The following is a 24,143-nucleotide window of genomic DNA, read 5'->3' as shown; positions in this document are numbered from 1 at the left end:
CGCGGCCGTCAATGGACAAAAAGGTCTCACTGGACATCTGACCAGCTAGGCTTGCGGATTGCACCTTTCCGCCGCGGAATGGGTTTACGGAATACTGACGGCCGCCACCCTTGACACGCGAAGATCGGCAACTTCAGAAAGGTTGAAGTGGAGGTTCAGCGACACTTCAGCTATCTCTTCTGATCGCGCAGCAAACCCCCGGAAAACCCGTCGGGCAGCCCGATGAACCCGATTCAGAAGTTGTCGTTGATGTACTCGGCCGCGTCGGTCGTCCACAGATGATCGGTGCCCGGCATGTTGTGCCCGGAGTACAAAACATGCTGACCATCCGGCCACGGCGTCAGGTACCCGACGAGCCCGCGGACGGCGGTGGCATATCGATCGAGGTTCGCGATCGGATCGTGCATCAACCATTCGAGCAGTTCCGCGAAGATCAGCGGACCGAGGTTGCCGATCCTGGCACCCTCCAGGAACGAGAACGGCGAAATGCCGACGTCGATGAAGCGCAGCGGCGAGTCGGCGGGCGCGGCGGTGATGATGTCGCCCGGATTGGCGTACTCGCGCACGGCGACCACGCCCGGCCACGCGCCGCGCTGACCGTGCAGCCCATAGGTCGACGGCGGGCAGAGATTCCCTACCGACTGTCCCGCCCGGCGCAACGGATTGGCGATGTTCACCGCGAACGCGATCTCCAGCGGCGACCCGTCGGCGTTCTTGTACTTGCCCGAGCGCACCCCCTCCAGAATGTGGCTCGCGCAGATCCCGCCGAGCGAATAACTCAGCAGCCCACAGACATTCGGCGAATCCTGGATCGCCTTGACCCCCGCGGCAGTGCCCAGCCGCACCGAGGTGTCCAGCGAGGATCCCCACACATCCGGCGACGGCCCGACCGAGGCGGGCCAATTCGGTTCGAAGAACGAGAAGCGTTCGGTATCGAGCAGTTTCGTAACGTCGTAGAGCATTCCCGCGGGCGCACCGTTCGAATTCCGCGGCTCGCCGGTTCCGCGGAGGGTGATGATGTCGATCATCGTTGGTCTCCTAGCCCCACCACACCGAGGTTTTCGGTGCAGAACCCCACGGTAGGCCCGCTGCGCGGCCATTGCGGGCGTAACGAACTACTCGATCCGGTCACCGAACCGTAAACTCCGAACGGACCCGCCGCGACCCCGTTCGGAGTCGCGGCGGACCGGGCTCGCTATTGCCAGGAGGGATAGCGAGGGCTCAGGCGCCCGGCCGTTTGCCGTGGTTGGCTTTGTTCTTCCGGCGGGCGCGTTTCTTGTTCGCGCGCTTGGACATTGCCGTACCTGCTTTCGTTGGGCGGTTGCGGTTATGCGGGCTGCCGGCTCCACCCCGCCAGCCGTGCCCGGGCGCGTGAATTGCGCGCCAGGGCAGCCGGTTTCGCCTCTTCGATGCCGTCGTAGTAGCCGCCGTTGACCACCGGCGTCGACGCGGCGCTCAGCAACGCCAGCAGATCCGCGGCCCCGTCGACGGGCGCGGTCGCGTGACTGCGCAGCTGCGGCATGTCCAGTTCGAAGTCGGCGGGGCACACACTGATCGCGGTCAACCCGGACGGGCCGGTTTCGGCGAGCGTGCGGGTGAACATGGTCAGCGCGAGTTTTGACTGGGCGTAAACCGACATCGGGGTGTAGATGCCGCGGTTGCGATCCAGGTCGGAGTAGTCGATGTTGCCGCCGACGTGCAGCCGCGAGGTCACGTTGACCACCCGGCCCCGTGCTCGCGCGAGCGCCGTGACCAGGGCGAAGGTCAACCGCTGCGGCGCCAGGTAGTTGAACTGCAAGGTCAGCTCGTTGCCGTCGGCGGTGTGCGAACGCCGCTGCAAGCCGGGCATCGCCGCCGCGTTGATCAGCGCGTCGAGCGCCGGCACGGTCGCCGCCAACAACTCGGCGAGTTCGTCCACCTCGGCCAGCACGGTGAAGTCGGCGTGCACCGAACGAACCTGCCGCGCCTGCGCACCGTCGGCGATCAACCGTTCCAGCGCATAGTCGGCGAGTTCCTTGTCCTGAGCGTGCACGATGACCGTGGCACCATCGGTCGCCAACCGCTTCGCCGTCGCATAACCGAGTCGTTCATCGACGCCGGTCACCAGCACGGTCCGGCCGTCGGACGGGAATTCGGACATAGCTCTCCTATCGAGGGAGCGCGCGCCCGGCGGTCACCGAAGACGCACGCGGAGAATGGATCCGCGCTCACACGTCGCGGATGATTAACGCGCACAACAACACACAGGTCAGGCGCGCGAAAAGAAGCCCGCGCAACACATTCGGCGCGCGGCGAACAGGTCAGACCGAACCGGGACTCGGCGGTTCGTCCTCACTCCCGAAACCAACACGCTCCAAGGCGGACGGAAGATCCTGTTCAGAACACACGACAACCCCAGGCACCCCGCGCAGCGCGCGACCAAGGCCGAAAGTCGTGGTCATCCTTCGATACAACCGCGCCCGACACCCCTGGACAAGATCCCCGCCCCCGCATTGACAAATCCCTGACGGCACACCAGGGTTCGGGCGCGCACCACTACGAAACCCAACGCCCCATCGAGTCAACCCAACACCACCACACCCGACACCCCGGCAAAACCCCGCCCCACATCGGCAAACCCCCGACAGCCACACGAGGTGGCCGAGCACGCGCTACGAAACGACTCGAATGGCCGCCCACCAATCCGGCACCGCCAACCCCACCGGCACCGCCACCACCCAACCGCACTCTCCCGAGAGGTAGTGCGGATCCTGGCGTGACCGGTTGGTGCGCCACCTTCGCAGGCGGATTCACCGTGCCGGCCATCGTCAACCACTACGGGGACAGCCGCCGGCCGAGGCACTCTTGTCGAAACGTTTGTGACGCAAGCACAGTCAGATGACCGGCGCGCCGGAACCAGACGCCGCGTGACTGCGGAGGTAAGCCGGGTACGGCACACGACGCTCGGTTAACCCGACTCCAGACTCCCCAGCAGCGCGCGGGCGATGCGATCGAGTTCGCTGCGATCCTCCGGCGAAAGCACCGCCAGCATGCGGGTTTCGTTCTCGGCGTGCGCGGTGACGACCCGGTCGATCAGCTTGCGACCCTCTTCACTCAGCGCGACGCGTACGGCCCGCCGATCATCCGGGTCGGCGATCCGGCGGACGAACCCGGCCGACTCCAGCCGATCGAGCCGCCCGGTCATCCCCGCCCGCGACAGCATCAACGTATCCGCGAGCACGGACGGGTTCAGCTCATACGGGTCGCCCGAACGACGCAGCGCCGCAAGCACATCGAACTCCCCGCGCTGCAATCCGTGCGCGGTGAAGACCTCCTCGACCACCCGCTGGCCGATGATGAGCAGCCGCGCGAGCCGGCCGAGGATCGACATCGCCTCCAGCTCGAGATCGGGTCGCTCGCGCCGCCACTGATCGATGATCACGTCGACGGGATCCGCCGCGTCGCGGTCCTGCGGGGGCTCGGGCGTTTCAACCATGGACAGGATTCTATTCGCTGATATATAGTTCGGTAGCGAATTATCAATCACCGAACTACCTGGAGCACCCGATGAGCATCACCACCCCCCGCATGGACGTCGCGATCCGGCAGCCGCAGGACGCGCAGACCCTCGGCACCGAAGCGGTCACCATGCGACTCCTCCTCGACGCCGCCGATACCGACGGCACGCTCAGCACGCTCGAGGTCACCATGCGCCAGGGTGCGGACGGCGCGTCGCCGCATTTCCACACCACCTCGGACGAGCTGTTCTACGTCGCCGACGGCGAATTGCAACTGCTGGCCGGCGACAAGATCGTCACCGTGGGCGCCGGCGGCTCGGTCGTGGTGCCCAAGTTCATGCCGCACGCGTTCGGCGCCGCGCCCGACAGCGGGGCGCGAATCATGATCGCCCTCATGCCCGGGGTGCAGCGGTTCGAGTACTTCCGGCTACTCGACCGGATCGCCAAGGGCGAGTCCGAACTGTCCGAACTCGCCGCGGCCCAGGAGGAATTCGACAATCACTTCGTCGACGCGCCGAACTGGTGGGCCGAGCGCAACGCCCACCGCCGCTGAGCCCCGGCACGGGACCCGCAAACTCGACGGCAACCGCCACCGCCGAAATATCGACGACCACCGGGCGGCTCGATCTCGCCGCCCGCCCACTCTCCGCCATGCGGAGCGAACACCTCGCATCGCAGGCCGAGCCCCCCGACCTGCCCGGTCAGCGAAAACGCAAGTACGGATGCACAGCCGCCAACCTTCGGCTATGGGTAGTTCAACTTTTCCGTTCGGAAATAGCTAAACGGTTGCGCAGGAACTATTACTGGTGTACCGAAAATCTTTCGGCGCTAGCGCATCCGGTATCGAAATCTGGTTTGCCACCGGCCGTGAAATCTCCCGATCCGAACCGATCCGGCCTCGCTCCGCGATATGATCCAGTTCACGCTCGGGGGTCGTGGCAAATCGCGAGCAGATCGGAGAAACAGTTATGACCGACGCACTCCGCCTCCCTGGCACCGCGCCGAAGAGTGACCGCGTTCCCCCGCTCCAGGGTTTGCTGGTAGCGGAGTCGGAACGCGACATCACCGTGCGGGTCGCCGAGGGAACGTGGACTTTCTGTCGGTCCGATGTGCTGCGTGTGCTCGATTCGCCGCTGCCCGACGGGATCTCGATCGTCCCCGACGGCGTCTGCACCGTGTCCGACGGCGCGGCCGAGCCTGGCCGCCCGGTGCTGGTGGACATTCGCGCGGGCGCCACCGCCGATTTCACCCGCCGCCTGCGCATCGATCTCGTGGACCGCCCGATGACGCTCACCGAGGCGCCGTCCGCGGCGCTCGGCGACGAGCAGTTGCAGCAGCTCACCGAAACCTGGGCCGACCGCATGCAACTCGCCGACCTCACCGGCGCACACGGCGCGACGTTCACGTACTGCCAGACGAAGTCGCTCGCGACCAGCGACGACGGCATCAACTGCGACAGTCTCGACTGAGCGGTGCACGCATGACGGCACGCCGGGCGAGCTCGGTCCTCATAGTGTCGGAAACCGACGATCTACACGCCACCGCGATGGCGGCGACGCTGCGAGAACACCACGCGCTCAACGCAATTCACCTCGACCTGCGCGACTTCCCCCGGGAGTCGGGCAGTTTTCGGCTGGACCGGCTCGGCACCGCGCGCTCGCTCTCGCACGTGATCGGGCTCGACGACGTGCGTTCGGTCTGGTGGCGCCGGCCGCACCTGAGCCAGGTGCCCGGCGGGGTGCGCGCCGCCGACGACGAGTACCGCCAGGCCGAATGCGACAGCTTCATCCAGGGCATGCTCTGGTCCATTCCGGCCGGCTGGGTCAACGATCCCGGCGCCGACCGCACCGCGACCCGCAAGATCGTGCAGCTGGAGACCGCGTTGCGCGCCGGGTTCGCGGTGCCGGAGACGCTGATCACCAACGATCCGGACGAGGCCCGCAGCTTCGCCGAATCCCGGCCCGGCCCAGTCGTTTACAAACGCACCGGGACCAGTCGCGCGGAGTTCGCCGAGACCAGGATCATCACCGAGGCCGACTACCCCCGGCTCGCCGGTATCCGCTCCTCGCCGACCACGTTCCAGGACTACATCGACGCGGAGTGCGATCTGCGGGTCGTCTGGGTGGACGGCGTCGAGTGGACGGTGCGGATCGACTCGCAGGCCGGCGTCGGCCGGGTCGACTCCCGGCTGGACACCTCGGTCGATTTCGTGCCCGAGCACCTGCCCGCGTCGGTGAGCAAGTCGCTCGCCACGCTGATGGGCGCGCTCGGATTGTCCTTCGGCGTCTTGGACATTCGGCTCGGCCTCGACGGCGAGTACTACTTCCTCGAGGTCAACCCGCAGGGTCAGTTCGCCTACCTGGAGATCAAGACGGGCCTGCCGATCTTCCGCAGCCTCGCCAATCTCCTCGTCGACGGCGACGGGGCAGTCAGCGGCTACTGACGAGAGTCCGTGGCAGCACGCCTGTTTCCGCAAACCGGACGACCGTTGCGGGAACACACCCGGAAACCTCAGCGGCCGAAGCACATCCCGCACGCGAGCGCGGATCGGCCTGTGCCGGCACAACAATCGTCGCCCGGGCGCTGATCTGCAACGGATCGGCAGCGCAACACCGGACACGAGCTCGCACCGGACCTGCCGAACTCACCGGTGTCGGCGAAAAACATACCGCCGAAACCGGTTTCGAGTCGTCCGGACGCTACTGGCTCTTACGGCGGTTGGCACCGCCGCGACTGCGGAGTTGCACATGCGACTCCACCAGCACGTTGTGGATGAAGCCGTAGGAGCGACCGGTTGCTCGCGCCAGCGAGCGAATGCTCGCCCCTGCCTCGTACTGCTTCTTCAACTGGGTCTGTAGGCGGTCCCGGGACTTCCCCGTGACACGTGTTCCCTTACCCAGGGTGGCTTTGACTTGCGTGGGCCTGTCGCTCATGGCTTCCTCCGAGTCGCCGAGCAGCTCTTTCCAGGCTAAGCACTCGAGGGTCCGTGATCAACGGATTCTTGTGATGAAAGTCACGCAAGCTGAATAAGTTCCAAATATTCGGCGGACCAATGGTCTTCCGAACCGTCCGGTAGCAAGATCACCCGCTCCGGCGACAGTGCCTCCGCGGCGCCCGGATCGTGCGTCACCAGCACGACCGCGCCCGCGTAAGTGCGCAGCGCATCGAGCACCTGCTCGCGCGAAACCGGGTCGAGGTTGTTGGTCGGTTCGTCGAGCAGCAGCACGTTCGCGGCCGAGGAGACGAGCCCGGCCAGCGCGAGGCGGGTCTTCTCACCACCGGACAGCGTGCCGGCCGGCTGCTCCAACTGGGGACCGGTGAACATGAACGCGCCGAGCAGGCTGCGCAGGCTCTGCTCCCCCGCGTCCGGCGCGGCGTGGCGGATGTTCTCCCACACCGTGGCCTGATCGTCGAGGGTGTCGTGCTCCTGCGCGAAGTACCCGACCTTGAGACCGTGCCCGGGGACCAGGTTGCCCGCGGTCGGTTGCTCGACCCCGGCGAGCATGCGCAGCAGCGTGGTCTTGCCCGCGCCGTTGAGGCCGAGCACGACGACCCGGCTGCCGCGGTCGATGGCCAGGTCGACGCCGGTGAAGATCTCCAGCGAGCCGTAGACCTTGGTCAGGTTCTCCGCCATCAGCGGCGTCTTGCCGCACGGAGCCGGCTCCGGGAACTTGATCCTGGCCACCTTGTCGGCCACGCGCACGTCGTCCAGCTCGGCGATCAGGCGGTCGGCGCGCTTGGCCATGTTCTGTGCCGCAGTGGCTTTGGTGGCCTTGGCGCCGAGCTTCGCCGCCTGCACGCGCAGCGCGCTCGCCTTCTTCTCGGCGTTGGCGCGTTCGCGACGGCGGCGCTGTTCGTCGGTGGCGCGCGCGTCCAGGTACTTCTGCCAGCCCATGTTGTAGACGTCGGCCTCGCCGCGCACCGCGTCCAGGAACCAGACCTTGTTCACCACGTCGCCGAGCAGTTCCACATCGTGGCTGATCACGATCAGGCCGCCGTCGTGGTTCTGCAGGAAACCGCGCAGCCAGGTGATCGAGTCGGCGTCGAGGTGGTTGGTCGGCTCGTCGAGCAGCAGGATGGTGTCCGAACGGCCGCCGCTGCCGTCGGAGGCGGCGAACAGGATGCGCGCCAACTCGATTCGACGTCGCTGACCACCGGACAGGGTGCGCAGCGCCTGGGCGAGCACGCGGTCGGGCAGACCGAGGCTGTTGCAGATGCGGGCCGCGTCGCTCTCGGCGACATAGCCGCCGAGCGCGGAGAAACGCTCCTCCAGGCGGCCGTATTTGCGCACCGCCTTGTCCCGCTCGTTCTCGTCGGCCACCTCGGCCATCAGCGCCTGCTGCTTCTCCATGTCGCGGATCAGCGTGTCCAGGCCGCGCGCGGACAGCACCCGGTCGCGGGCCAGGATGTCGAGATTGCCCTCGCGCGGATCCTGCGGCAGATAGCCGATATCGCTGGAGCGCAAAATCTTTCCGGCGTACGGCTCGCCCTCGCCCGCCAGGATGCGCAGCGTGGTGGTCTTGCCAGCACCGTTGCGTCCGACCAGTCCGATCCGGTCGCCGGACTGCACCCGCAGGGCCGGTCCGGGGGCCGACAGCAGGGTGCGGACTCCGGCCCGGACCTCCAGGTCGGTCGCGGTGATCACAGATTTCTCCTCGCGGATCAGTGGTGCTGGGCGGTAGCTACTCGATTGTGCGACGCGATATGCACAAGAACCACTGATTTTACCTGGGTTCCGGTAGCGCTTTTACACCCAGCGACTCGGGTGTGACGGCCGTAACTGAACCGGCGAGTAACCTGCCGATGCATGAGTAATGATCTGTTGGGCAAAAGTGCGCTCGTCAGCGGGGCCAGCCGGGGCATCGGCAAGGCCGTCGCGGCGGAACTGCTGAGCCGCGGCGCGAACGTGCTGATCACCGCGCGCAAGAAGGATCCGCTGGAAGAGGCCGCCGCGGAGCTGCGGGCGCTCGGCCATCAGGGTGAGGTGGTCGCGCTGGCCGGCAACTCGGGTCACGCCGAAGACCGCGCGGCGGCCGTCGACCGGCTGCTCGCCGAGTTCGGGTCGGTGGACATCCTGATCAACAACACCGGCATCAACCCCGTGTTCGGCTCGCTGATGGAAGCCGACCTCGACGCGGTGCGCAAGATCTTCGACGTGAACGTGGTCGCGGCGCTCGGCTACATCCAGCAGGCGTTCAAGGCGTGGATGGGCGAGCACGGCGGCGCGGTGGTCAACGTGGCCAGCGTCGCGGGCATCCGCTCGTCCGGCGTGATCGCCGCCTACGGCGCGTCCAAGGCCGCGCTGATCCGGCTCACCGACGAATTGGCCTGGCAGCTCGGCCCGAAGATCCGGGTGAACGCGGTCGCGCCCGGCGTGATCAAGACCAAGTTCGCCGACGCGCTGTACTCGGCCGACGAGGAGCGGGCGGCGAGCATCTACCCGATGAAGCGGCTCGGGACGCCCGAAGATGTCGCGCGGCTGATCGGGTTCCTGGTTTCCGACGAGGCGGCGTGGATCACCGGTGAGACGGTGCGGGTGGATGGCGGACTGCTGTCCACCGGCGGACTCTGACCGTTGCCGATGACCGCGGATATCATCGTCTGCGGGCTGGGGCCTGCGGGGCGGGCGTTGGCGCATCGGTGTCTCGCGCGTGGGCTGTCGGTCGCCGTGGTCGATCCTGTGCCGGGTCGGCGGTGGGCGGCGACCTACGCGGCGTGGGCGGATGAGTTACCGGAATGGCTCGATCCGACGGCGATCGCGGCCACGGTCGAGCGGCCGATGGCGTGGGGAACTCGTGCGCATCGGATCGATCGGCCGTACGTCGTGCTCGATTCGGAGCGGCTGCAGGAGTCGCTCGACCTGGCCGGCGCGGAGGTCGTCGCGGATCGTGCGGTGGAGCTGACCGCAGACACGGTCGTGCTGGCCTCTGGACGGCCGCTGACGGGTCGGCGGGTGGTCGATGCGCGGGGAATTGCCCGATCTGCCGCATTGGCCGAGCAGACGGCTTACGGGCTCGTTCTCGACGCGCGGCACTGCGCGGGGGTCGAATCGTTGTTCATGGACTGGCGTGCGGACAACGGTGCGGCTGCCGAGGCACCTCGGTCGTTTCTCTACGCGGTGCCGCTCGGCGGCGGGTCGATGCTGCTGGAGGAGACCTGCCTGGCGGGTCGGCCGGCGCTCGACGGCACCGTGCTGCGTGCCCGACTGCATCACCGATTGCGTTCCCGCGGAATCGAATTCACCGGCGACGAACGCGTCGAGCGGGTGCGCTTCCCAGTCGAAGGTGGCCGTCCTGGACGCCGAACCTTCGGCGCGGCAGGCGGATTCGCGCATCCGGCCACCGGTTACAGCGTCGCCGCGTCGCTGACCGCGGCCGATGCCGTCGCCTCGGGAAAGCTCGCGTGGCCCGCGTCAGCCCGCGCCGTCTACCGACTCCGCGCCGCGGGCTTGCGCGCACTGCTCGCCCTGCCGCCCGCCGATCTCCCCGTCTTCTTCGACACCTTCTTCGCCATGCCGCCCGCCGCCCAGCGCGCATATCTCTCCGGGCGAACCGACCTGACCGGCACCGTTACCGCCATGAGCACTCTTTTCGGCGCACTCCCGCCCCAGCTCCGTCGGCGCGTCGCCGCCGCGACACTCGGGATCGGCATTCGCTCGCGTATTCGAATACCGTCGGCCATCATGGAAGGATGAGTGGGACTTAACGTCCGGCACTCATCCGAGGTACCCGCGTCGAGGGGATGCAGCAGTGAGGTCGATCTGGAAGGGCTCGATCGCATTCGGGCTGGTGAACGTCCCGGTCAAGGTCTACACCGCGACCGAGGACCACGACATCCGGTTCCATCAGGTGCACGCCAAGGATGGGGGCCGGATCAAATACGACCGGGTCTGCACGGTGTGCGGCAAGTCCGTGCAGTACGCCGATATCGACAAGGCGTACGAGTCCCCCGAGGGCGACAAGGTCATTCTGACCGACGAGGACTTCGCCAAACTGCCCGCCGCCGAGAAGCACGAGATCCCGGTGTTGCAGTTCGTGCCGTCCGAGCAGATCGACCCGATCCTGTTCGACAAGAGCTACTACCTGGAGCCAGATTCGGCCACGCCCAAGGCGTATGTGCTGCTGGCGACCACGCTGGAACAGATCGACCGCACCGCGCTCGTGCACTTCACCCTGCGGCAGAAGACCAGGCTGGCCGCGCTGCGCGTGCGCGACGGCATGCTCGTGCTGCAAACCCTGCTGTGGCCGGACGAGGTGCGCGCGGTCGAGTTCGAATCGCTCGACGGCGTCGCCGCGCCGAAACCGCAGGAAATCAAGATGGCCGAGACGCTGGTCGAGACCATGTCCGACGATTTCGACCAGGACCAGTACACCGACGAATACCAGATCGAGCTCAAGCGACTGCTCGACGAGGCGATCGCCAGCGGCACCGGCAAGGTGCCCGAGCAACCCGAATCCGCGCCCGCCGAGATGGACGCGGAGGTGGTCGACCTGGTCGCCGCGCTGCAACGCAGCCTGGAGGCCAGCGGCCGGCGCGCGGCGGGCGAGGCCGAGGACAACGGCAAGGCCAAACCGGCGAAGAAGGCGGCCGCGAAGAAGACCGCGGCCAAGAAGACCGCCGCGAAGCCGGCGAAAAAGGCGGCAAAGAAGACGGCGGCCCGCAAGGGCGCGTAAGAATCGGCGCACACTCCTGGCAAACTGTCGGATATGGATTCCGCCGTTGTGATCGTCCCGATGGGTCTCGGCCACCTGCGCCAAGTCCTCGATCTCGGTCACGAAGTCTTCGACATCACCACCAAGCCGTACACCTCGTGGTCGCTGACCTCGGTCGCCGAGCACCTGGACAGCCCCGACAACGCCTGCTGGGTCGCGCTCGATTCAGACCGTGTGGTTGGTTTCGTGCTCGGGTCGATGGAATTCGAGAACCGCGACGACTGGGCCTACCTCGAGTGGATCGCCGTCGCGCCGGACATGCAGGGCCACGGCATCGCCCGGCGGCTGGTCGACGTCTGCTCGGAGGCGCTGTTCGCACGTGGCGCCCGGCGGATCGTCACCGATGTCGAAGATCGCAACGCCGCGTCCACCGCCCTGATGACTCGCAGCGGCTTCCTCCCCGCCGCCACCGTCACCCTGTTCGTCCGCCCGAATCCCAATGACCCCGAACCGGATTCGCAGCTCGACGCCGCGGCCATCGCGCCCGGCACCAAGCGCGCGCTGATCCGCCGCGGGCGTCTGGCCGGCGACAATCACCGCGCCGCGCGCTAGAACATGCCGTTGGGAATCTGATCGTCGTCCGGCACCGCCCTCGCCCTCGATCCCGCGAAGACGCACCACTTCTGATTTCCCGCACCGAATTTTGCATGCGATTTTCGGTGCGGGAAATCAGAAGTGGTGCGGGTGTGGGAACCAAGCGCACCCGCGATGCGGTCGGCTTACTCGAGTGCTTTGCGGCCTTGCTCGAAGAACTCCAGCAGGGTTGCGTCCGAGTTCACTTCCGCGTGTGGGCGGTAGGCGCCGAAGGGGGCGTTCCAGAAGTCGCCGGTGCGCGGGGTCCACGGGCCGACGTAGGCGTAGGGACCTTGATGGAATGAATCACCCGGCGAGACACCGTAATTCACTTCGTCGATCGTGATGGACAGGTCGAAGTGTTCCGGCCACAGCACCGGCGTCACGTCCGGCGCGAAAGTGCGCAAAGCCTTGTCCCCCAGCGCAAACCAGTCCCCTACCAGTCGCGCTGCCTCGGGATCGATATCGGTCACACTGTCGGGATCAACGCCCGTCGTGTCCTTGTACACGTCCTTCGGGGCCTCCGCCTCGACCCCCGCCAGCTGCCCGAGTTCCCGGTACGTCCCCTGCAGCGGCGCCTTCCCCTCCTCCCACACCAATTCCGCGCCGACCACCGAAACCGGCCACTGCACACCACCGAACCCCTGCGGCACCGCCCGCAACCGAATCGTCCCGTGCTGCCGATACTGCGGTCCCGCGATCAACAACTCCGCCACCGCATGCAGCGCCCGCCGAGATCGCACATAAATCTGCTCGTCCACACCGGAATCATGTCCGGTGTGGACGCCATCCGCAGAGGATTTCGCCTAGGGCTTAGTCCTCGTTCTCCCGATCTTCGGGAGGTTTCACACCCAGATGCGACGCGATAGCGGCGACCACCAAACCCTGGGCGCGCCGATCATCAACGAGCTCATCCAGCCTTGCCACACAAACCCCCTGCCATCTCGAATGAACCCATCCGCCTTCGCGGCGTGGCCGCACTCAGCGGCGTGCGTCGAAGAGCTACATCGCTGGACGACAGAATGGGATGGTCGCTATCTACTAGCTCTCGTCTTCGGGAATCGTGATCTCGAAGTAGGACACGATCGCGTTGACGCCCCGTGTCAGCCCCGACACCTCCTGTTCGAGGCGCTGCGTCCGCGTCTGTGTGTCAAGAACAACCAGCTTCATCTCCGACACGTCTCGCTTCAACGCCTCGACGCCCACTACGAGCGTCTTAACTGCCTCATGGGTCTCGACCATCGTGTCCTGGTACGCCACCATGTCTTGCTCCGAACGCTCGGACCTCCTCTCCAACACACATACACGCGCCTCCAGATCCGGCGGTGTTGCAGACATCCTGCCCCCTGTCTCGAATGGGTTGGTCGCTTGACTACAGGTTCTCGCCCTCCGGAGTAGTGATCCCAAGGCGTGTGACGATCGCGTCGATGCCCCGCTTGAGGTCCGAAACATCGCTCTTGACCGACGCGACGTCGTGTCGAACCGAGGCGACTTCGCCACGAACCGAAGCGACTTCGCCACGAACCGAGGCGAATTCATCGCGAACCTCGTGCCTGAAAGCCCCCATCTCCTGCTTGAAGGTCCCCATCTCCAGCCGGAACGTCGAGAAGTCCTCGCGCAGCTCCCAGACTTCCTGCTGAATCCCCTGGACCCGCCGATGGGTCTTCTTCGACCGCCTGTTCGTTTTGAAAATGGCGTCTTCGTACGCGCGCCGGTCTTCGTCCATCACCTCGTACTTGGACTCCAAATTGAGCACCCGCACTTCCAGTGGTGGCAGCGTCACGGACATGTAACCCCCTATCTCGATTGGAAAATGAGGCACCAGTGTGGCCTGGGCACGGGCGGACACGCCAGCGGAATCGGCCAGAAAATCGCCTCTAGCAGGCAAGGTTCCAAAAACGACCGTTGATGGGTTCCCGACTGGAACCTGATTTACCGGAATGTGACCCGAACGTGCCGTTTGGAACGTTCGGGCGTTCCATGCTGGGAGCGGTCATCGGCTATGGGAAGGACGGCTCGTCGTGGAGTTTCAGGTTCCGGTCATCGATATCTCCGCCTACGTCAGCGGTGCGAGCGCGGCGGAACGGGCGGTGGTCGCGCGGCAGATCGATGCGGCGGCGCAGAGCGTCGGGTTCATGCAGATCCGCGGGCATGGCATCGCACGGTCGGTGCTGGACGAGTTCGCGGCCGCGCTCGACGACTTCTTCGCCCTCGATCAAGCGACGAAGGAGACCTACCGCACGGCGGTCGAGTTCAATCGTGGCTATTCGCCGCCGAAGAGCGAGAGCCTGAGCTTGAGTCTCGGGGTGGCGTCGGCGACGCGGATGAACGATTTCTTCGAGGCGTTCAATATCGGCACGACGACCGCCGACTATCCGGGCCTGGATTTGCCCGCAGCGGCGGGGTACGCCGAAAATGTCTGGCCCGCACAACTTCCGACGTTCCGGCAGCGAGTCCTGACGTACTACACCGAGGCCGCGCGCGTCGCGGGCACCCTCACCACCATCTTCGCCGACGCCCTCGACCTGCCCGCCGGCTACTTCGACAGCTTCACCGATCATTCGCTGAATGTGTTGCGCATGAACAACTATGCGCTGCCGCCGGGCAGCATCGACCTCGACGGCGAACTCAAGGGCATGGGCGAGCACACCGACTACGGCATCGTCACCGTCCTGTGGGCCGATCAGGTGCCGGGCCTGCAGGTGCTCGGCGCGGACGGCCACTGGCACGACGTGCAGCCCGCCGACGACGCCCTGCTGATCAACCTCGGCGACCTGATGGCCCGCTGGACGAACGAGCGCTGGCTCTCCACCCTGCACCGCGTGATGCCGCCGATCATCGACGGCACCGTCGAACGACGCCGCAGCGCAGCGTTCTTCCACGACGGCAACTTCGACGCCCTGATCGAGACACTCCCCTCGTGCATCGGCGCGGGCAGCAAGTACCCGCCGATCACCGTCTCCGAACACGTGCAGGCGAAGCTCGCTGGTTCCCGTGGCCTGCAACCGAATACGAACGCGCCGCGCGAAGCCGCACGGGCCCTCTCGGCGCGCTCGTAACCGAAACTACTTGCGGAACTTGGCTTCCAGCTCCGTCGCCGCGGCCTGCAGATCGGCCGGGTCGTTGGTCTTGAAGATGCCCTGATACCCGGTCTCGGCGCGCACCGCGGCCTCGACCTCCGGATCGTGGTACAGCCGAGCGAGTTTCAGCAGCGTCGGGTTGTCCTTGTCGGCGGCCCGGGCGGCGAAGATGTTGATGTACTGCTTGAGTTCCGGCCGTTCCGGATCGTCGGTGTAGATGGTCTCGTTCTTCGTCAGACCCGCTGGGCGAGCGAAGGTGTCGTCGACGAAGGCGGCGTCCACGCTGCCGAGCGATTGCGCGGTCAGCGTCGGGTCGATGGGGGTCAGCTTCACCTTCGAGGCGGACGTGTCGACATCCTCCAGCTTGGAGTCCCAACCCGCGTTGCCCTTCAGCACGATCAGCCCGGCCGCGGCCAGGCTCAGCAGCGGACGCACCTGGTTGGCCGGGTTGTTGCTGAGCGTGATCTGGCCGCCCTGCGGAATGTCGTTGACCGACTTGTGCTTACGCGAGTACAGCGCCAGCGGGAAGATCTCGGTCGCGCCGACCGGGACCAGGGTGTCGTTGTTGCGGGCGTTGTAGTTGGCCAGGTACCGCACGTGCTGGAACTTGTTGAGATCGATGCGGCGTTGGGCCAGTGCGGGATTGGGCTGGTTGTAGTCGGTGAAGTTGACGAACTCGATGGTGATGCCCTGATCGGCGGCTTTCTTCTTGTACACGTCCCAGTGCGGCAGTGCGAGATCGTTCACACCGATGCGGATCACATCGTCGCGGTGCTCCGCGCCACACGAAACCGAGGCGACGGCCAGGGCGGACAGGATGGGGATCAGCAGTAGTCGGTGCATCAAGCGCATTGCGAGCAAACTAGACGGTCGTCCAACTTTTCGGAAGGGTTTTGCTCACCACAATCCAAACCGTTGTCTCCCCGGTTGCCGGGCCGCTTGGATTACCGGGTTCATATCGCAACAAACATTTCGGGAGCACGAGTGAAATTCCATCGGGTACTGGCGATCCCGGTCCTGGTAGCAACCGCGGCCCTCACCCTTACGGCGTGCGGTTCTGACGACAAGGCTTCCTCCGACACGGTAGTGCGAATCGGCACGACCGACAAGGACAAGGCCTGGGACGTCTTCGAGCAGCGCGCCAAGGACAAGGGCATCACGCTGAAGATCACCAACTTCTCCGATTACAAGCAGCCGAATCTCGCGTTGGCGCAGAAGCAGATCGATGTGAATCTGTTCCAGCACCTGCAGTTCCTCGGTGCCTACAACGTCGCGAACAACGACACCCTGACGCCGATCGGCGCCACCTACATCGTGCCGCTGGGCCTGTACTCCAAGAAGCACAAGACGCTCGCGGACCTGCCGCAGGGCGCGGAGATCGCGATCCCGAACGACCCGACCAACCAGGCGCGGGCCCTGTTCGTGCTGCAGGCGGCCGGCCTGCTGAAGCTGTCCTCCGACGTCAAGTCGCCGAGCCCCGCCGACATCGACAAGGGCGCGTCCAAGGTCAAGGTCACCCCGGTCGACGCGGCCCAGACCGCGCTCTCGCTTGCCTCGGTCGACGGCTCGATCATCAACAACACCTTCCTGGAGCGTTCCGGCGTCGACCCCAATTCGGCGCTGTACAAGGACGATCCGAAGAACCCGGCGGCCGAGCCGTACATCAACGCGCTGGTGACCCGGGCCGAGGACAAGAACAATCCGAAGCTGCTGCAGCTGGTCGAGCTCTGGCACGACCCGGAGGTGCAGAAGGCGCACAGCGAGGTCACCAAGAACACCGCCGTCGAGGTGCAGCGCAGCGGCCCTGAGCTGGAACAGATTCTGCAGCGGGTGCAGCAGACCATCCGCGACACCAAGTGACCGAGCAGCCGCCCGCTGTCGAGTTCCGTTCGGTTACCAAGGTTTTCGGTAAGGGCGCGAATGCCCAAGTCGCGCTGGACGATATCGATCTGCGGATCGAGCAGGGCGAAATCTTCGGCGTGATCGGCTATTCCGGCGCGGGCAAGAGCACGCTCGTCCGGTTGATCAACGCGCTGGAGAAGCCGAGCAGCGGCACCGTCGAGATCTCCGGCACCCCGATCACCGGGGTGCGGGAGGCCGAGGTGCGGCGGCTGCGCCGCGATATCGGGATGGTGTTCCAGCAGTTCAACCTGTTCCGATCACGCACGGCCGCAGGCAATGTCGAGTATCCGCTGAAGGTGGCGGGGTGGAAGCGGACCGAGCGCAAGGCGCGGGTCGCCGAGCTGCTGGAGTTCGTCGGGCTGTCCGACAAGGCGCGCAGCTACCCCGATCAGCTCTCCGGCGGCCAGAAGCAGCGGGTCGGCATCGCCCGCGCCCTGGCCACCTCGCCGAAGCTGCTGCTCGCCGACGAATCGACCTCGGCGCTCGACCCGGAAACCACCGGCGAGGTCCTGCGACTGCTGAAGAAGGTCAACCGGGAGCTCGGCGTCACCATCGTGGTGATCACCCACGAGATGGACGTGATCCGCGCGGTGGCCGATCGGGTCGCCGTGCTCGCGGAGGGCCGGATCGTCGAACTCGCCAGCACTTTCGAGGTTTTCGCGACCCCGCAGGCGGCGCCGACGCAGTCGTTCGTGGAGACCGTGCTGCACAACCGTCCGTCCGCGGACGAACTACGCAGGCTCGGTGAGCTGCACGGCGGCCGGCTGGTCACGGTCGACATCGACGACCGGCGCGGCATCGGCGCGGCGCTGGCCACCGCGGCACATGCCGATGTGCGCTTCGAGGTGGTCTACGGCGGCGTGAGCACGTTGCAGGACAAGACATTCGGCAGCGTCACGCTGGCGCTGCACGGCGCCGACGAGGCGATCGACAAGGTGATCGAGGAGTTCGAACGCCGTAGCGACGACCGATTGCAGGTCGCTCGAACCGATCAGAAGGGCTGAAAGGAGTACCGATGCAGACAGATTGGGACAAACTCCAGCCGGTCCTGACCGAGGCGATCGGCACCACCATCTATCTGGTGATGATCACCTTCGTGGTCGGCGGGCTGATCGGGCTCTTCCTCGGCACCCTGCTCTACACCACCCGCAAGGGCGGACTGCTGGCGAACGCGCCGATCAACGTGCTGCTCAACGTGATCGTGAACGTGGTGCGGCCGATCCCGTTCATCATCCTGCTCGCGGCGCTCGGCCCGGTGACGTTGAAGGTGGTCGGCACCACTATCGGTACCGACGCCGCGGCGTTCGTCATGATCGTGGCGGCGTCGTTCGCCATCGCGCGGATCGTGGAGCAGAACCTGGTGACGGTCGATCCCGGCGTGATCGAGGCGGCCAGGGCGGTCGGCGCCGGGCCGTTGCGGATCATCTTCACGCTGCTGATCCCCGAGGCGCTGGGGCCGCTGGTGCTCGGCTACACCTTCGTGGTGATCGGGATCGTGGACATCTCCGCGATGGCCGGCACCGTCGGCGGCGGCGGGCTCGGCGATTTCGCGCTGGTCTACGGGTATCAGCGGTTCGACTGGCAGGTCACCCTGGTGGCCACGCTGATCATCATCGCCGGCGTGCAGGGGATTCAGTTCTTCGGCAACTGGCTGGCGCGAAAGGTGTTGCGCCGCTGAGGCAATAACTGAACGAGGGGTGTCCGCGCTCGGCGTGGACACCCCTCGTTGCGGTTATGCCGTGCTTACTCCGGCGAGCACTGCGAGTGCAGGATCTCGGCCCGCTTGGGTGCCGAGCTGCCGAAGTTGGGGAACGGCGGGGCCAGCGGGCCGAGGGCGGCGATGGCGTTTCGTTCCGCCTCGCCCCGGTCCCGGCCGGTGCCGACGGCCCATTTGCCGTCCGAGCTGGCCGAGATCGCACCGCAGCCGTCCGAGAAGCGGACGACGACGAAGCAGTCCCGGCTGCCACACTCGGCCAGCGCGCGGGCGTCGGACCCGGCATAGCTCGAGTAGTTCCACGCCGACGCGGTGTCCCAGTTCTTGGGGTTCAACGCGATCGACCCGTAGTACCTGCCCTCCGAGTCCGGCCCGGCATGGGCGGCGCCCGCACCGGCTGCGACCAGGACGGCCGCGGATGACACGACCAGGCCTAGAGCAGCCTTGCGCGACAACGACATTGTGATCCTCCCCGAGAAAGAAATAACTCCGAGTCAGATCATGGGGCACGGCACTCGAATTGTCCAAATCATTTCGACGAACGAAATAGACTGGGCCATAGGGTCTTTCGAAGTGAAACCCTCAGATCGCAGCGCGCACGAAATTCAGCTGGCGTTCTTGGTGCACGAAGACAGCACGATGCTCGCCGCCCGCGGCGAGGCACTGCCCAGATCCGGGAACGGCGGCGCACTCTCACCGAGCTTGGCGATCGCCAACCGCTCCGCGTCCTCCCGCGACGCCGCCCAGTCCGCCGCATACTGCCCGTCCGCGCCGCGCGCGATCGCCGCACAACCATTGGCGAACCGCACCATGATCCGGCAGTCGTACACCGCGCAGTTCCGGATCGCCGCCGCATCCGCCGCCACCCAGGTCGGCTGATCGGTCGCCTCGACCACCTTCCCGGTCCCCGGCGAAAGCGCCAGCGTCCCATAGTAATTACCCGCCGCACCCGCCGAGCCCGCGCCCACGAAGGCAAGCGCCGCAGTGGATGTCAGAGCCGCACCGACCGCGACCCTACTCAGAACTGACACCAGATTCTCCCCGGTTCAATGAAGTAACGCGAAGCTGATCATCGCTGAGCAATGCCTCCGTGTCCAGTATCCCGTTGCGGCCCAACGAAAGCGGAAGCACAGACGAATGCGCCGACCGAGATTCGGCCGACTAGCCGCCTTCGCAGGCGACGACCGCAGTTCTCCAGTACCTTCCCAGCGGCGCAGAGCCGATGCTCACCGTCCGCGCAACCCCTGTCGGTCACCCGACCAATTTCCATCAAGAGAAGTTTTGTTTCGATAGACATCGAGTTGAACTGAAAACCGCTTTCCCACAGGCGTATTCATTGACACTCGAGAATGCCGGACGATCAGTACTCTGATCCGCACCCAACGAAAGGCATCGCCATGCTGCTCCTGGAGACCGCTACCCCGCCCAAGATGCAGCATCTCGCGGTGCTCGTGACGTATGTGCGGCTACCTTTGATTCCGGTCATGATCTACGGAGTTCTCACACACTCGCCGAATATCACCGTCGGGGGGCTGATTCTGTTTGTGGTCCTTGACATCCTAGATGGGATCTTCGCCCGCAAGTTCGGCCCGGAGTCGATGACCCGCCGCGCCCTGGATTCGACAGTCGATCGAGCGGCCATCCACAGCGCCTTTCTGGCCTACTCGATCGCCACCTTCACGGTGCCGGTGGTGTGGCTCGCGCTCATCGTCAGGGACTGCCTCCAGTCGTACATGGCGACCAAGGCGATCCGCCGCGGCTTCATCGGTGTCGGTGCGTTGCCACACAAGGCACTAGGCATTGGAACGGCCATGACCGGAGGTCTGCTGACGTACACAGGTCAGGTGCCGTGGCCACTGACATGGAGCATGGTTGCCGGCCTCGCGTGGTGCACCATTACCTATGCAGCTCAGATGGTGCGGCTGACCGCCGACCGGAGTCTCATCGGCATCGTCCAGGTGCCAGCCACCTGGCCATCGCCACAGAGGGGTCGCAGTGACACCTGATCCCTCCGAAGACGGAAACAGCGCCCTGGCGACGCTGACCACGAAAAGGCAATCCGGTGTCAACACGCTTGCCGCAATCTTGGTGGGCTTGTTCATTGCCATCATGTGGGGGTTCTACGGCGATCAGGTCCCAGTGCCCCGCCAGACCTTCGTCGTCTACCTGATCTGCGCGATCCTGGGCATGCTGGTGATCGGCGCAGGAACGACGATGATCGACGATACGGTCGAGGCGGTGCGAAACGCAGCCGCTGTCCGGCCCGCCCGTGAACGGACGGAATTGCCGCCGTGGGTTTACTGGGTCTTCGTGTGGTCATCATCGACCGCACAATTCCTGGCGCTCGCTTTCCTCGTCATGCAGACCGGCGGACTAGAACACAGCCCTTACGTACCAATTCTGGCCACCTCGATCGCCTTGGCACCCAATGCGATGAACCCGGGAAAGTTCATGGGATCAATAATTGTGTTGTGGTTGTTCGCTGGCTTCCTGCTGGCAACAATGGCATTCGAACATCCGATGCTGCGCGAGCTAGCCCAAGCTCCACCGAGCTCCATGCACTTCTGGATGAATTTCGGAACCATATCTATCGCCATCATGGTCGCCTTGGGGATCAAAGTGATTCGCCGTCGGCACCTCGGCTAGCCCCGCCAGGCCGACGAGCAACGACACTCTGCACAAACGCCGACAGCCGCTGAGGAAACACCCTTCGACCAGGGCATTCCGTTCAGCGGCTGTCGGTGAAACTGAACTCAGACGGTGAAGCCGAGGGCGCGGAGTTGTTCGCGGCCGTCTTCGGTGATCTTGTCGGGGCCCCACGGGGGCATCCAGACCCAGTTGATTTTGAGGTCGTCTACCAGGCCGCTGCGGACGAGGGCGTTGCGGGACTGGTCTTCGATGACGTCGGTGAGGGGGCAGGCGGCGGAGGTGAGGGTCATGTCGAGGATGGCCACCTCGTCCTGCACGGACAGGCCGTAGACCAGGCCGAGGTCGACGACGTTGATGCCCAGCTCGGGGTCGACCACGTCGCGCATGGCCTCCTCGAGGTCCTCGAGACGCTTGATGTCCTCGGCGGACAGCTCGACCTGCTCAGCCGTCTCGGTTGCCGGTGTGTCGGTCATGCCTGATCCCCGTTTCCCATCGAACGTTGCGCCTCTTCTGCCGAGGTTATCCGGACCACCGCGTCTTTGAACGCCATCCAGCCGAGCAAGGCGCATTTCACTCGCGCCGGGTACTTGGAGACGCCGGCGAAGGCGATGCCGTCGCCGATCATGTCCTCGTCACCCTCGACGGTGCCGCGGCTGGAGATCATCTCGCTGTACGAGTCGACCACCTTGAGCGCCTGCTGCACCGGCAGGCCGATCACCTGGTCGGTGAGGACCGAGGTCGAGGCCTGGCTGATCGAGCAACCCTGACCGTCGTAGGAGACGTCGGCGACGTCCCCGTTGGCGTCGAGCTGCACGCGCAGAGTGACCTCGTCACCGCAGGTCGGGTTCACGTGGTGCACTTCGGCACCGAACGGCTCCCGCAGCCCGCGGTGATGCGGGTGCTTGTAGTGGTCCAGGATCACTTCCTGGTACATCTGCTCCATGCGCATGTTCTATGCAACCCCAAAGAAGCTCTGAGCCTTCCGCACGGCCGCGACCAGTGCGTCGACCTCGTCGAGCGTGTTGTAGGCGGCGAACGAGGCGCGTACCGCCGCGGCGGCGTCCAACCGGCGCAGCAGCGGCCACGCGCAGAAGTGGCCGACCCGGACGGCGACACCTTCGTCATCGAGAATCTGACCGACGTCGTGGGCGTGGATACCGTCGACCACGAACGACACCGCGCCACCCCGGTCCACGTTCTCGACCGGGCCGAGGATCCGCACACCGTCGATCGCGTTCAGCCCCTCGATCGCGGCACCGACCAGCGAATGTTCGTGCTCCGCAACGACATCCATGCCGAGCGCTTCGAGATACCGCACGGCCGCGCCCAATCCGACGACCTGCGAGGTCATCGGCACGCCGGCCTCGAACCGCTGCGGCGGCGCCGCGAAGGTGGTGGCCTCCATGGTCACGGTCTCGATCATCGAACCACCGGTGATGAACGGCGGCGTCTCGGCCAGCAGCGCACGCCGCCCGTACAGCACGCCGACACCGGACGGACCGAACATCTTGTGCCCGGAGAACGCCGCGAAATCAACCTCGAGCTCACGGAAATCCACCGGCAGGTGCGGCACCGACTGGCAGGCGTCGAGCACGGTCAGCGCGCCGACCGCCTTTGCCCGGCGGACCAATTCGGCGACATCGGTGATCGCGCCGGTCACGTTGGACTGATGCGTGAACGCGACAACCTTGGTGGCGGGCGACAATTCGAGCGAATCGAGATCGATCCGCCCGTCGTCGGTCACTCCGTACCACTTCAGCGTCGCGCCGGTCCGCCGCGCAAGCTCTTGCCACGGAACGAGATTCGCGTGATGCTCCAGCTCGGTGATGACGATCTCGTCACCGGGACCGACCTGATACGGGAACCGATCGTCGGCGAACGAGTACGTCACCAGGTTCAGCGATTCGGTCGCGTTCTTGGTGAACACGATCTCGTCGGCATAGACCCCGACGAACCGGGCGATGTCCGCGCGGGCGCTCTCGTAGGCGTCGGTCGCCTCCTCGGCCAGCTGATGCGCACCGCGGTGCACCGCCGAGTTGTGCGTGACCAGGAACTCGCGTTCCGCGTCGAGCACCGCCAGCGGTCGCTGCGAGGTCGCGCCGGAGTCCAGGTACACCAACGGTTTCCCGTCCCGAACCGTGCGGCTCAGGATCGGGAAGTCGGCCCGGATACGGGCCACGTCGAGGGTGCGGACCGTGGCGGTCATATCAAGCTCCCGCAATAGCAGTCTGGGTAAAACGGACGTAGCCGTTGGCGTCGAGTTCGTCGGCCAGCTCCGAGCCGCCCTCGGCGACGATGCGGCCGTTGACGAAGACGTGCACGAATTCCGGCTCGATGTAGCGCAGGATCCGGGTGTAGTGCGTGATCAGCAGCACGCCGCCGTTCTCGCGCTCCTTGTAGCGGTTGACGCCCTCGGAGACGATGCGCAGCGCGTCGACGTCCAGGCCGGAGTCGGTCTCGTCCAGGATGGCGATCTTCGGCTTGAGCAGGCCAAGCTGCAGGATCTCGTGGCGCTTCTTCTCGCCGCCGGAGAAGCCCTCGTTCACGTTGCGCTCGGCGAAGGCCGGATCGATCTCCAGCTCGGCCATCGACTCCTTGACCTCCTTGACCCAGTGCCGCAGCTTGGGCGCCTCGCCGCGCACGGCGGTGGCGGCGGTGCGCAGGAAGTTCGGGGTGGAGACGCCGGGGACCTCGACCGGGTACTGCATGGCCAGAAACAGGCCCGCGCGCGCCCGCTCGTCGACGGACATCGCGAGGACGTCCTCGCCGTCGAGGGTGATCGAGCCGGAGGTCACCGTGTACTTCGGGTGGCCGGCGATCGCGTAGGACAGGGTCGACTTACCGGAGCCGTTGGGGCCCATGATGGCGTGCGTCTCACCGGACTTGATGGTGAGGTCGACGCCCTTCAGGATCTTGATGGGCTCGCCGGAGGCGTCCGGGTTGGCGACCTCGACGTGCAGGTCCTTGATTTCCAGGGTGGTCATCGAATTCGAGTTCCTTTGTGGGAGTGAGTGGC

General features: G+C 65.7%; 29 protein-coding genes. 13 read left to right on the top strand and 16 right to left on the bottom strand.

Going from position 1 to position 24,143, the window contains the following annotated elements:
• Positions 1-233: 233 nt before the first annotated feature.
• From F3087_RS24730 to F3087_RS24720, 4 genes are all read right to left on the bottom strand, one after another.
• A complete protein-coding gene (locus F3087_RS24730; RefSeq protein WP_150404425.1) occupies positions 234-1,028 on the bottom strand; it encodes a hypothetical protein in 795 nt (264 codons plus the stop codon).
• Between the two features lie 193 nt (positions 1,029-1,221).
• A complete protein-coding gene (locus F3087_RS47485; protein WP_375914870.1) occupies positions 1,222-1,296 on the bottom strand; it encodes a 50S ribosomal protein bL37 in 75 nt (24 codons plus the stop codon).
• Positions 1,297-1,327: 31 nt separating this feature from the next.
• Positions 1,328-2,140: an SDR family NAD(P)-dependent oxidoreductase gene (locus tag F3087_RS24725; protein WP_150404424.1), complete on the bottom strand. Its 813-nt coding sequence runs from the start codon at positions 2,138-2,140 to the stop codon at positions 1,328-1,330.
• An 807-nt stretch (positions 2,141-2,947) separates the two neighbouring features.
• Positions 2,948-3,475 carry a MarR family winged helix-turn-helix transcriptional regulator gene (locus tag F3087_RS24720; RefSeq protein ID WP_150404423.1) on the bottom strand — a complete coding sequence of 176 codons (528 nt, stop codon included), beginning with the start codon at positions 3,473-3,475 and terminating at the stop codon, positions 2,948-2,950.
• A 71-nt stretch (positions 3,476-3,546) separates the two neighbouring features.
• Here F3087_RS24720 and F3087_RS24715 point away from each other — a divergent pair, with 71 nt between their 5' ends.
• The 3 genes from F3087_RS24715 to F3087_RS24705 all read left to right on the top strand — a co-directional run bounded on the left by F3087_RS24715 (position 3,547) and on the right by F3087_RS24705 (position 5,940).
• Positions 3,547-4,050, top strand: a complete 504-nt coding sequence (locus F3087_RS24715) for a cupin domain-containing protein (RefSeq protein ID WP_191094127.1) — start codon at positions 3,547-3,549, stop codon at positions 4,048-4,050.
• 415 nt (positions 4,051-4,465) lie between these two features.
• Positions 4,466-4,966, top strand: a complete 501-nt coding sequence (locus F3087_RS24710) for a hypothetical protein (RefSeq protein WP_150404422.1) — start codon at positions 4,466-4,468, stop codon at positions 4,964-4,966.
• A 44-nt stretch (positions 4,967-5,010) separates the two neighbouring features.
• The gene (locus F3087_RS24705; RefSeq protein ID WP_223885311.1) at positions 5,011-5,940 is read left to right on the top strand and encodes a hypothetical protein; all 930 of its coding nucleotides are present in this window, start codon (positions 5,011-5,013) and stop codon (positions 5,938-5,940) included.
• Between the two features lie 256 nt (positions 5,941-6,196).
• Here the strand turns inward: F3087_RS24705 and F3087_RS46705 are convergent, their stop codons facing one another.
• Positions 6,197-6,430 carry a helix-turn-helix domain-containing protein gene (locus F3087_RS46705; RefSeq protein ID WP_040736162.1) on the bottom strand — a complete coding sequence of 78 codons (234 nt, stop codon included), beginning with the start codon at positions 6,428-6,430 and terminating at the stop codon, positions 6,197-6,199.
• Between the two features lie 80 nt (positions 6,431-6,510).
• Positions 6,511-8,142 carry an ABC-F family ATP-binding cassette domain-containing protein gene (locus F3087_RS24695; protein ID WP_150404420.1) on the bottom strand — a complete coding sequence of 544 codons (1,632 nt, stop codon included), beginning with the start codon at positions 8,140-8,142 and terminating at the stop codon, positions 6,511-6,513.
• A gap of 162 nt (positions 8,143-8,304) precedes the next feature.
• On the opposite strand from F3087_RS24695, the gene F3087_RS24690 reads away from it, so the two are divergent.
• Genes F3087_RS24690 through F3087_RS24675 form a run of 4 tightly spaced genes read left to right on the top strand, consistent with a single transcriptional unit; the run spans position 8,305 to position 11,761 of the window.
• A complete protein-coding gene (locus tag F3087_RS24690) occupies positions 8,305-9,069 on the top strand; it encodes an SDR family oxidoreductase (protein ID WP_150404419.1) in 765 nt (254 codons plus the stop codon).
• A 9-nt stretch (positions 9,070-9,078) separates the two neighbouring features.
• Positions 9,079-10,191 (top strand): lycopene cyclase family protein, encoded by a 1,113-nt coding sequence (locus F3087_RS24685; RefSeq protein WP_150404418.1) that lies wholly within the window; start codon positions 9,079-9,081, stop codon positions 10,189-10,191.
• A gap of 55 nt (positions 10,192-10,246) precedes the next feature.
• Complete coding sequence (gene ku, locus F3087_RS24680; protein WP_150404417.1) at positions 10,247-11,170, top strand: non-homologous end joining protein Ku; 924 nt, start codon at positions 10,247-10,249, stop codon at positions 11,168-11,170.
• Between the two features lie 33 nt (positions 11,171-11,203).
• Entirely contained in the window at positions 11,204-11,761 is a 558-nt protein-coding gene (locus F3087_RS24675) for a GNAT family N-acetyltransferase (protein WP_150404416.1), read from the top strand.
• A gap of 167 nt (positions 11,762-11,928) precedes the next feature.
• Here F3087_RS24675 and F3087_RS24670 read toward each other — a convergent pair whose 3' ends face one another.
• The 3 genes from F3087_RS24670 to F3087_RS24660 form a co-directional block, all read right to left on the bottom strand.
• Complete coding sequence (locus F3087_RS24670; protein ID WP_150404415.1) at positions 11,929-12,543, bottom strand: hypothetical protein; 615 nt, start codon at positions 12,541-12,543, stop codon at positions 11,929-11,931.
• 280 nt (positions 12,544-12,823) lie between these two features.
• Positions 12,824-13,120, bottom strand: a complete 297-nt coding sequence (locus F3087_RS24665; protein WP_150404414.1) for a hypothetical protein — start codon at positions 13,118-13,120, stop codon at positions 12,824-12,826.
• Between the two features lie 34 nt (positions 13,121-13,154).
• Positions 13,155-13,571, bottom strand: a complete 417-nt coding sequence (locus tag F3087_RS24660) for a hypothetical protein (protein ID WP_150404413.1) — start codon at positions 13,569-13,571, stop codon at positions 13,155-13,157.
• A gap of 232 nt (positions 13,572-13,803) precedes the next feature.
• Here F3087_RS24660 and F3087_RS24655 point away from each other — a divergent pair, with 232 nt between their 5' ends.
• The gene (locus tag F3087_RS24655; RefSeq protein ID WP_150404412.1) at positions 13,804-14,841 is read left to right on the top strand and encodes an isopenicillin N synthase family dioxygenase; all 1,038 of its coding nucleotides are present in this window, start codon (positions 13,804-13,806) and stop codon (positions 14,839-14,841) included.
• 6 nt (positions 14,842-14,847) lie between these two features.
• On the opposite strand, the gene F3087_RS24650 is transcribed toward F3087_RS24655, so the two are convergent.
• Entirely contained in the window at positions 14,848-15,714 is an 867-nt protein-coding gene (locus tag F3087_RS24650) for a MetQ/NlpA family ABC transporter substrate-binding protein (RefSeq protein ID WP_150404411.1), read from the bottom strand.
• 132 nt (positions 15,715-15,846) lie between these two features.
• Between F3087_RS24650 and F3087_RS24645 the strand changes: the two genes are divergently transcribed.
• Genes F3087_RS24645 through F3087_RS24635 form a run of 3 tightly spaced genes read left to right on the top strand, consistent with a single transcriptional unit; the run spans position 15,847 to position 18,442 of the window.
• Positions 15,847-16,722, top strand: a complete 876-nt coding sequence (locus F3087_RS24645) for a MetQ/NlpA family ABC transporter substrate-binding protein (RefSeq protein WP_150404410.1) — start codon at positions 15,847-15,849, stop codon at positions 16,720-16,722.
• Complete coding sequence (locus F3087_RS24640; RefSeq protein ID WP_150404409.1) at positions 16,719-17,768, top strand: methionine ABC transporter ATP-binding protein; 1,050 nt, start codon at positions 16,719-16,721, stop codon at positions 17,766-17,768. Before F3087_RS24645 ends, F3087_RS24640 begins: the two co-directional genes overlap by 4 nt.
• Positions 17,769-17,779: 11 nt before the next feature.
• Positions 17,780-18,442, top strand: a complete 663-nt coding sequence (locus F3087_RS24635; RefSeq protein ID WP_150404408.1) for a methionine ABC transporter permease — start codon at positions 17,780-17,782, stop codon at positions 18,440-18,442.
• Positions 18,443-18,507: 65 nt separating this feature from the next.
• On the opposite strand, the gene F3087_RS24630 is transcribed toward F3087_RS24635, so the two are convergent.
• Together F3087_RS24630 and F3087_RS24625 are read right to left on the bottom strand one after the other, a co-directional pair.
• Positions 18,508-18,939, bottom strand: coding sequence for a DUF4189 domain-containing protein (locus F3087_RS24630; protein ID WP_150404407.1), 432 nt, complete (start codon positions 18,937-18,939; stop codon positions 18,508-18,510).
• Between the two features lie 144 nt (positions 18,940-19,083).
• The gene (locus tag F3087_RS24625) at positions 19,084-19,509 is read right to left on the bottom strand and encodes a DUF4189 domain-containing protein (RefSeq protein WP_150404406.1); all 426 of its coding nucleotides are present in this window, start codon (positions 19,507-19,509) and stop codon (positions 19,084-19,086) included.
• Between the two features lie 318 nt (positions 19,510-19,827).
• Between F3087_RS24625 and F3087_RS24620 the strand changes: the two genes are divergently transcribed.
• On the top strand, positions 19,828-20,484 hold the full coding sequence (locus F3087_RS24620; protein ID WP_150404405.1) for a CDP-alcohol phosphatidyltransferase family protein: 657 nt from the start codon (positions 19,828-19,830) through the stop codon (positions 20,482-20,484).
• Positions 20,474-21,124 carry a hypothetical protein gene (locus F3087_RS24615; protein ID WP_150404404.1) on the top strand — a complete coding sequence of 217 codons (651 nt, stop codon included), beginning with the start codon at positions 20,474-20,476 and terminating at the stop codon, positions 21,122-21,124. The genes F3087_RS24620 and F3087_RS24615 overlap by 11 nt, the downstream gene beginning before the upstream one ends.
• Positions 21,125-21,231: 107 nt before the next feature.
• Here the strand turns inward: F3087_RS24615 and F3087_RS24610 are convergent, their stop codons facing one another.
• From F3087_RS24610 to sufC, 4 genes are read right to left on the bottom strand one after another with little or no spacing between them, the layout of a single operon-like run.
• Complete coding sequence (locus F3087_RS24610; protein ID WP_107657857.1) at positions 21,232-21,600, bottom strand: metal-sulfur cluster assembly factor; 369 nt, start codon at positions 21,598-21,600, stop codon at positions 21,232-21,234.
• Complete coding sequence (gene sufU, locus F3087_RS24605) at positions 21,597-22,076, bottom strand: Fe-S cluster assembly sulfur transfer protein SufU (RefSeq protein ID WP_150404403.1); 480 nt, start codon at positions 22,074-22,076, stop codon at positions 21,597-21,599. Before sufU ends, F3087_RS24610 begins: the two co-directional genes overlap by 4 nt.
• Positions 22,077-22,079: 3 nt before the next feature.
• The gene (locus F3087_RS24600) at positions 22,080-23,333 is read right to left on the bottom strand and encodes a cysteine desulfurase (protein WP_150404402.1); all 1,254 of its coding nucleotides are present in this window, start codon (positions 23,331-23,333) and stop codon (positions 22,080-22,082) included.
• A 1-nt stretch (position 23,334) separates the two neighbouring features.
• Positions 23,335-24,111, bottom strand: coding sequence for a Fe-S cluster assembly ATPase SufC (gene sufC / locus F3087_RS24595; protein ID WP_150404401.1), 777 nt, complete (start codon positions 24,109-24,111; stop codon positions 23,335-23,337).
• Between the last annotated feature and the right edge of the window lie 32 nt (positions 24,112-24,143).

The sequence above is a fragment of the Nocardia colli genome (assembly GCF_008704205.1).
Classification (GTDB): Bacteria; Actinomycetota; Actinomycetes; order Mycobacteriales; family Mycobacteriaceae; genus Nocardia; species Nocardia colli.
The sequence above is the reverse complement of the archived record's forward strand: the minus strand, read 5'-3'. Positions and strand labels throughout refer to the sequence as shown.

Coding starts and splice junctions, on each gene's coding strand:
- F3087_RS24730 (WP_150404425.1), bottom strand. CDS start 1,028: ATGATCGACATCATCACCCTCCGCGGAACCGGCGAGCCGCGGAATTCG.
- F3087_RS24725 (WP_150404424.1), bottom strand. CDS start 2,140: ATGTCCGAATTCCCGTCCGACGGCCGGACCGTGCTGGTGACCGGCGTC.
- F3087_RS24720 (WP_150404423.1), bottom strand. CDS start 3,475: ATGGTTGAAACGCCCGAGCCCCCGCAGGACCGCGACGCGGCGGATCCC.
- F3087_RS24715 (WP_191094127.1), top strand. CDS start 3,547: ATGAGCATCACCACCCCCCGCATGGACGTCGCGATCCGGCAGCCGCAG.
- F3087_RS24710 (WP_150404422.1), top strand. CDS start 4,466: ATGACCGACGCACTCCGCCTCCCTGGCACCGCGCCGAAGAGTGACCGC.
- F3087_RS46705 (WP_040736162.1), bottom strand. CDS start 6,430: ATGAGCGACAGGCCCACGCAAGTCAAAGCCACCCTGGGTAAGGGAACA.
- F3087_RS24690 (WP_150404419.1), top strand. CDS start 8,305: ATGAGTAATGATCTGTTGGGCAAAAGTGCGCTCGTCAGCGGGGCCAGC.
- F3087_RS24685 (WP_150404418.1), top strand. CDS start 9,079: ATGACCGCGGATATCATCGTCTGCGGGCTGGGGCCTGCGGGGCGGGCG.
- F3087_RS24675 (WP_150404416.1), top strand. CDS start 11,204: ATGGATTCCGCCGTTGTGATCGTCCCGATGGGTCTCGGCCACCTGCGC.
- F3087_RS24665 (WP_150404414.1), bottom strand. CDS start 13,120: ATGTCTGCAACACCGCCGGATCTGGAGGCGCGTGTATGTGTGTTGGAG.
- F3087_RS24660 (WP_150404413.1), bottom strand. CDS start 13,571: ATGTCCGTGACGCTGCCACCACTGGAAGTGCGGGTGCTCAATTTGGAG.
- F3087_RS24650 (WP_150404411.1), bottom strand. CDS start 15,714: ATGCGCTTGATGCACCGACTACTGCTGATCCCCATCCTGTCCGCCCTG.
- F3087_RS24635 (WP_150404408.1), top strand. CDS start 17,780: ATGCAGACAGATTGGGACAAACTCCAGCCGGTCCTGACCGAGGCGATC.
- F3087_RS24630 (WP_150404407.1), bottom strand. CDS start 18,939: ATGTCGTTGTCGCGCAAGGCTGCTCTAGGCCTGGTCGTGTCATCCGCG.
- F3087_RS24620 (WP_150404405.1), top strand. CDS start 19,828: ATGCCGGACGATCAGTACTCTGATCCGCACCCAACGAAAGGCATCGCC.
- F3087_RS24610 (WP_107657857.1), bottom strand. CDS start 21,600: ATGACCGACACACCGGCAACCGAGACGGCTGAGCAGGTCGAGCTGTCC.
- sufU (WP_150404403.1), bottom strand. CDS start 22,076: ATGCGCATGGAGCAGATGTACCAGGAAGTGATCCTGGACCACTACAAG.
- F3087_RS24600 (WP_150404402.1), bottom strand. CDS start 23,333: ATGACCGCCACGGTCCGCACCCTCGACGTGGCCCGTATCCGGGCCGAC.
- sufC (WP_150404401.1), bottom strand. CDS start 24,111: ATGACCACCCTGGAAATCAAGGACCTGCACGTCGAGGTCGCCAACCCG.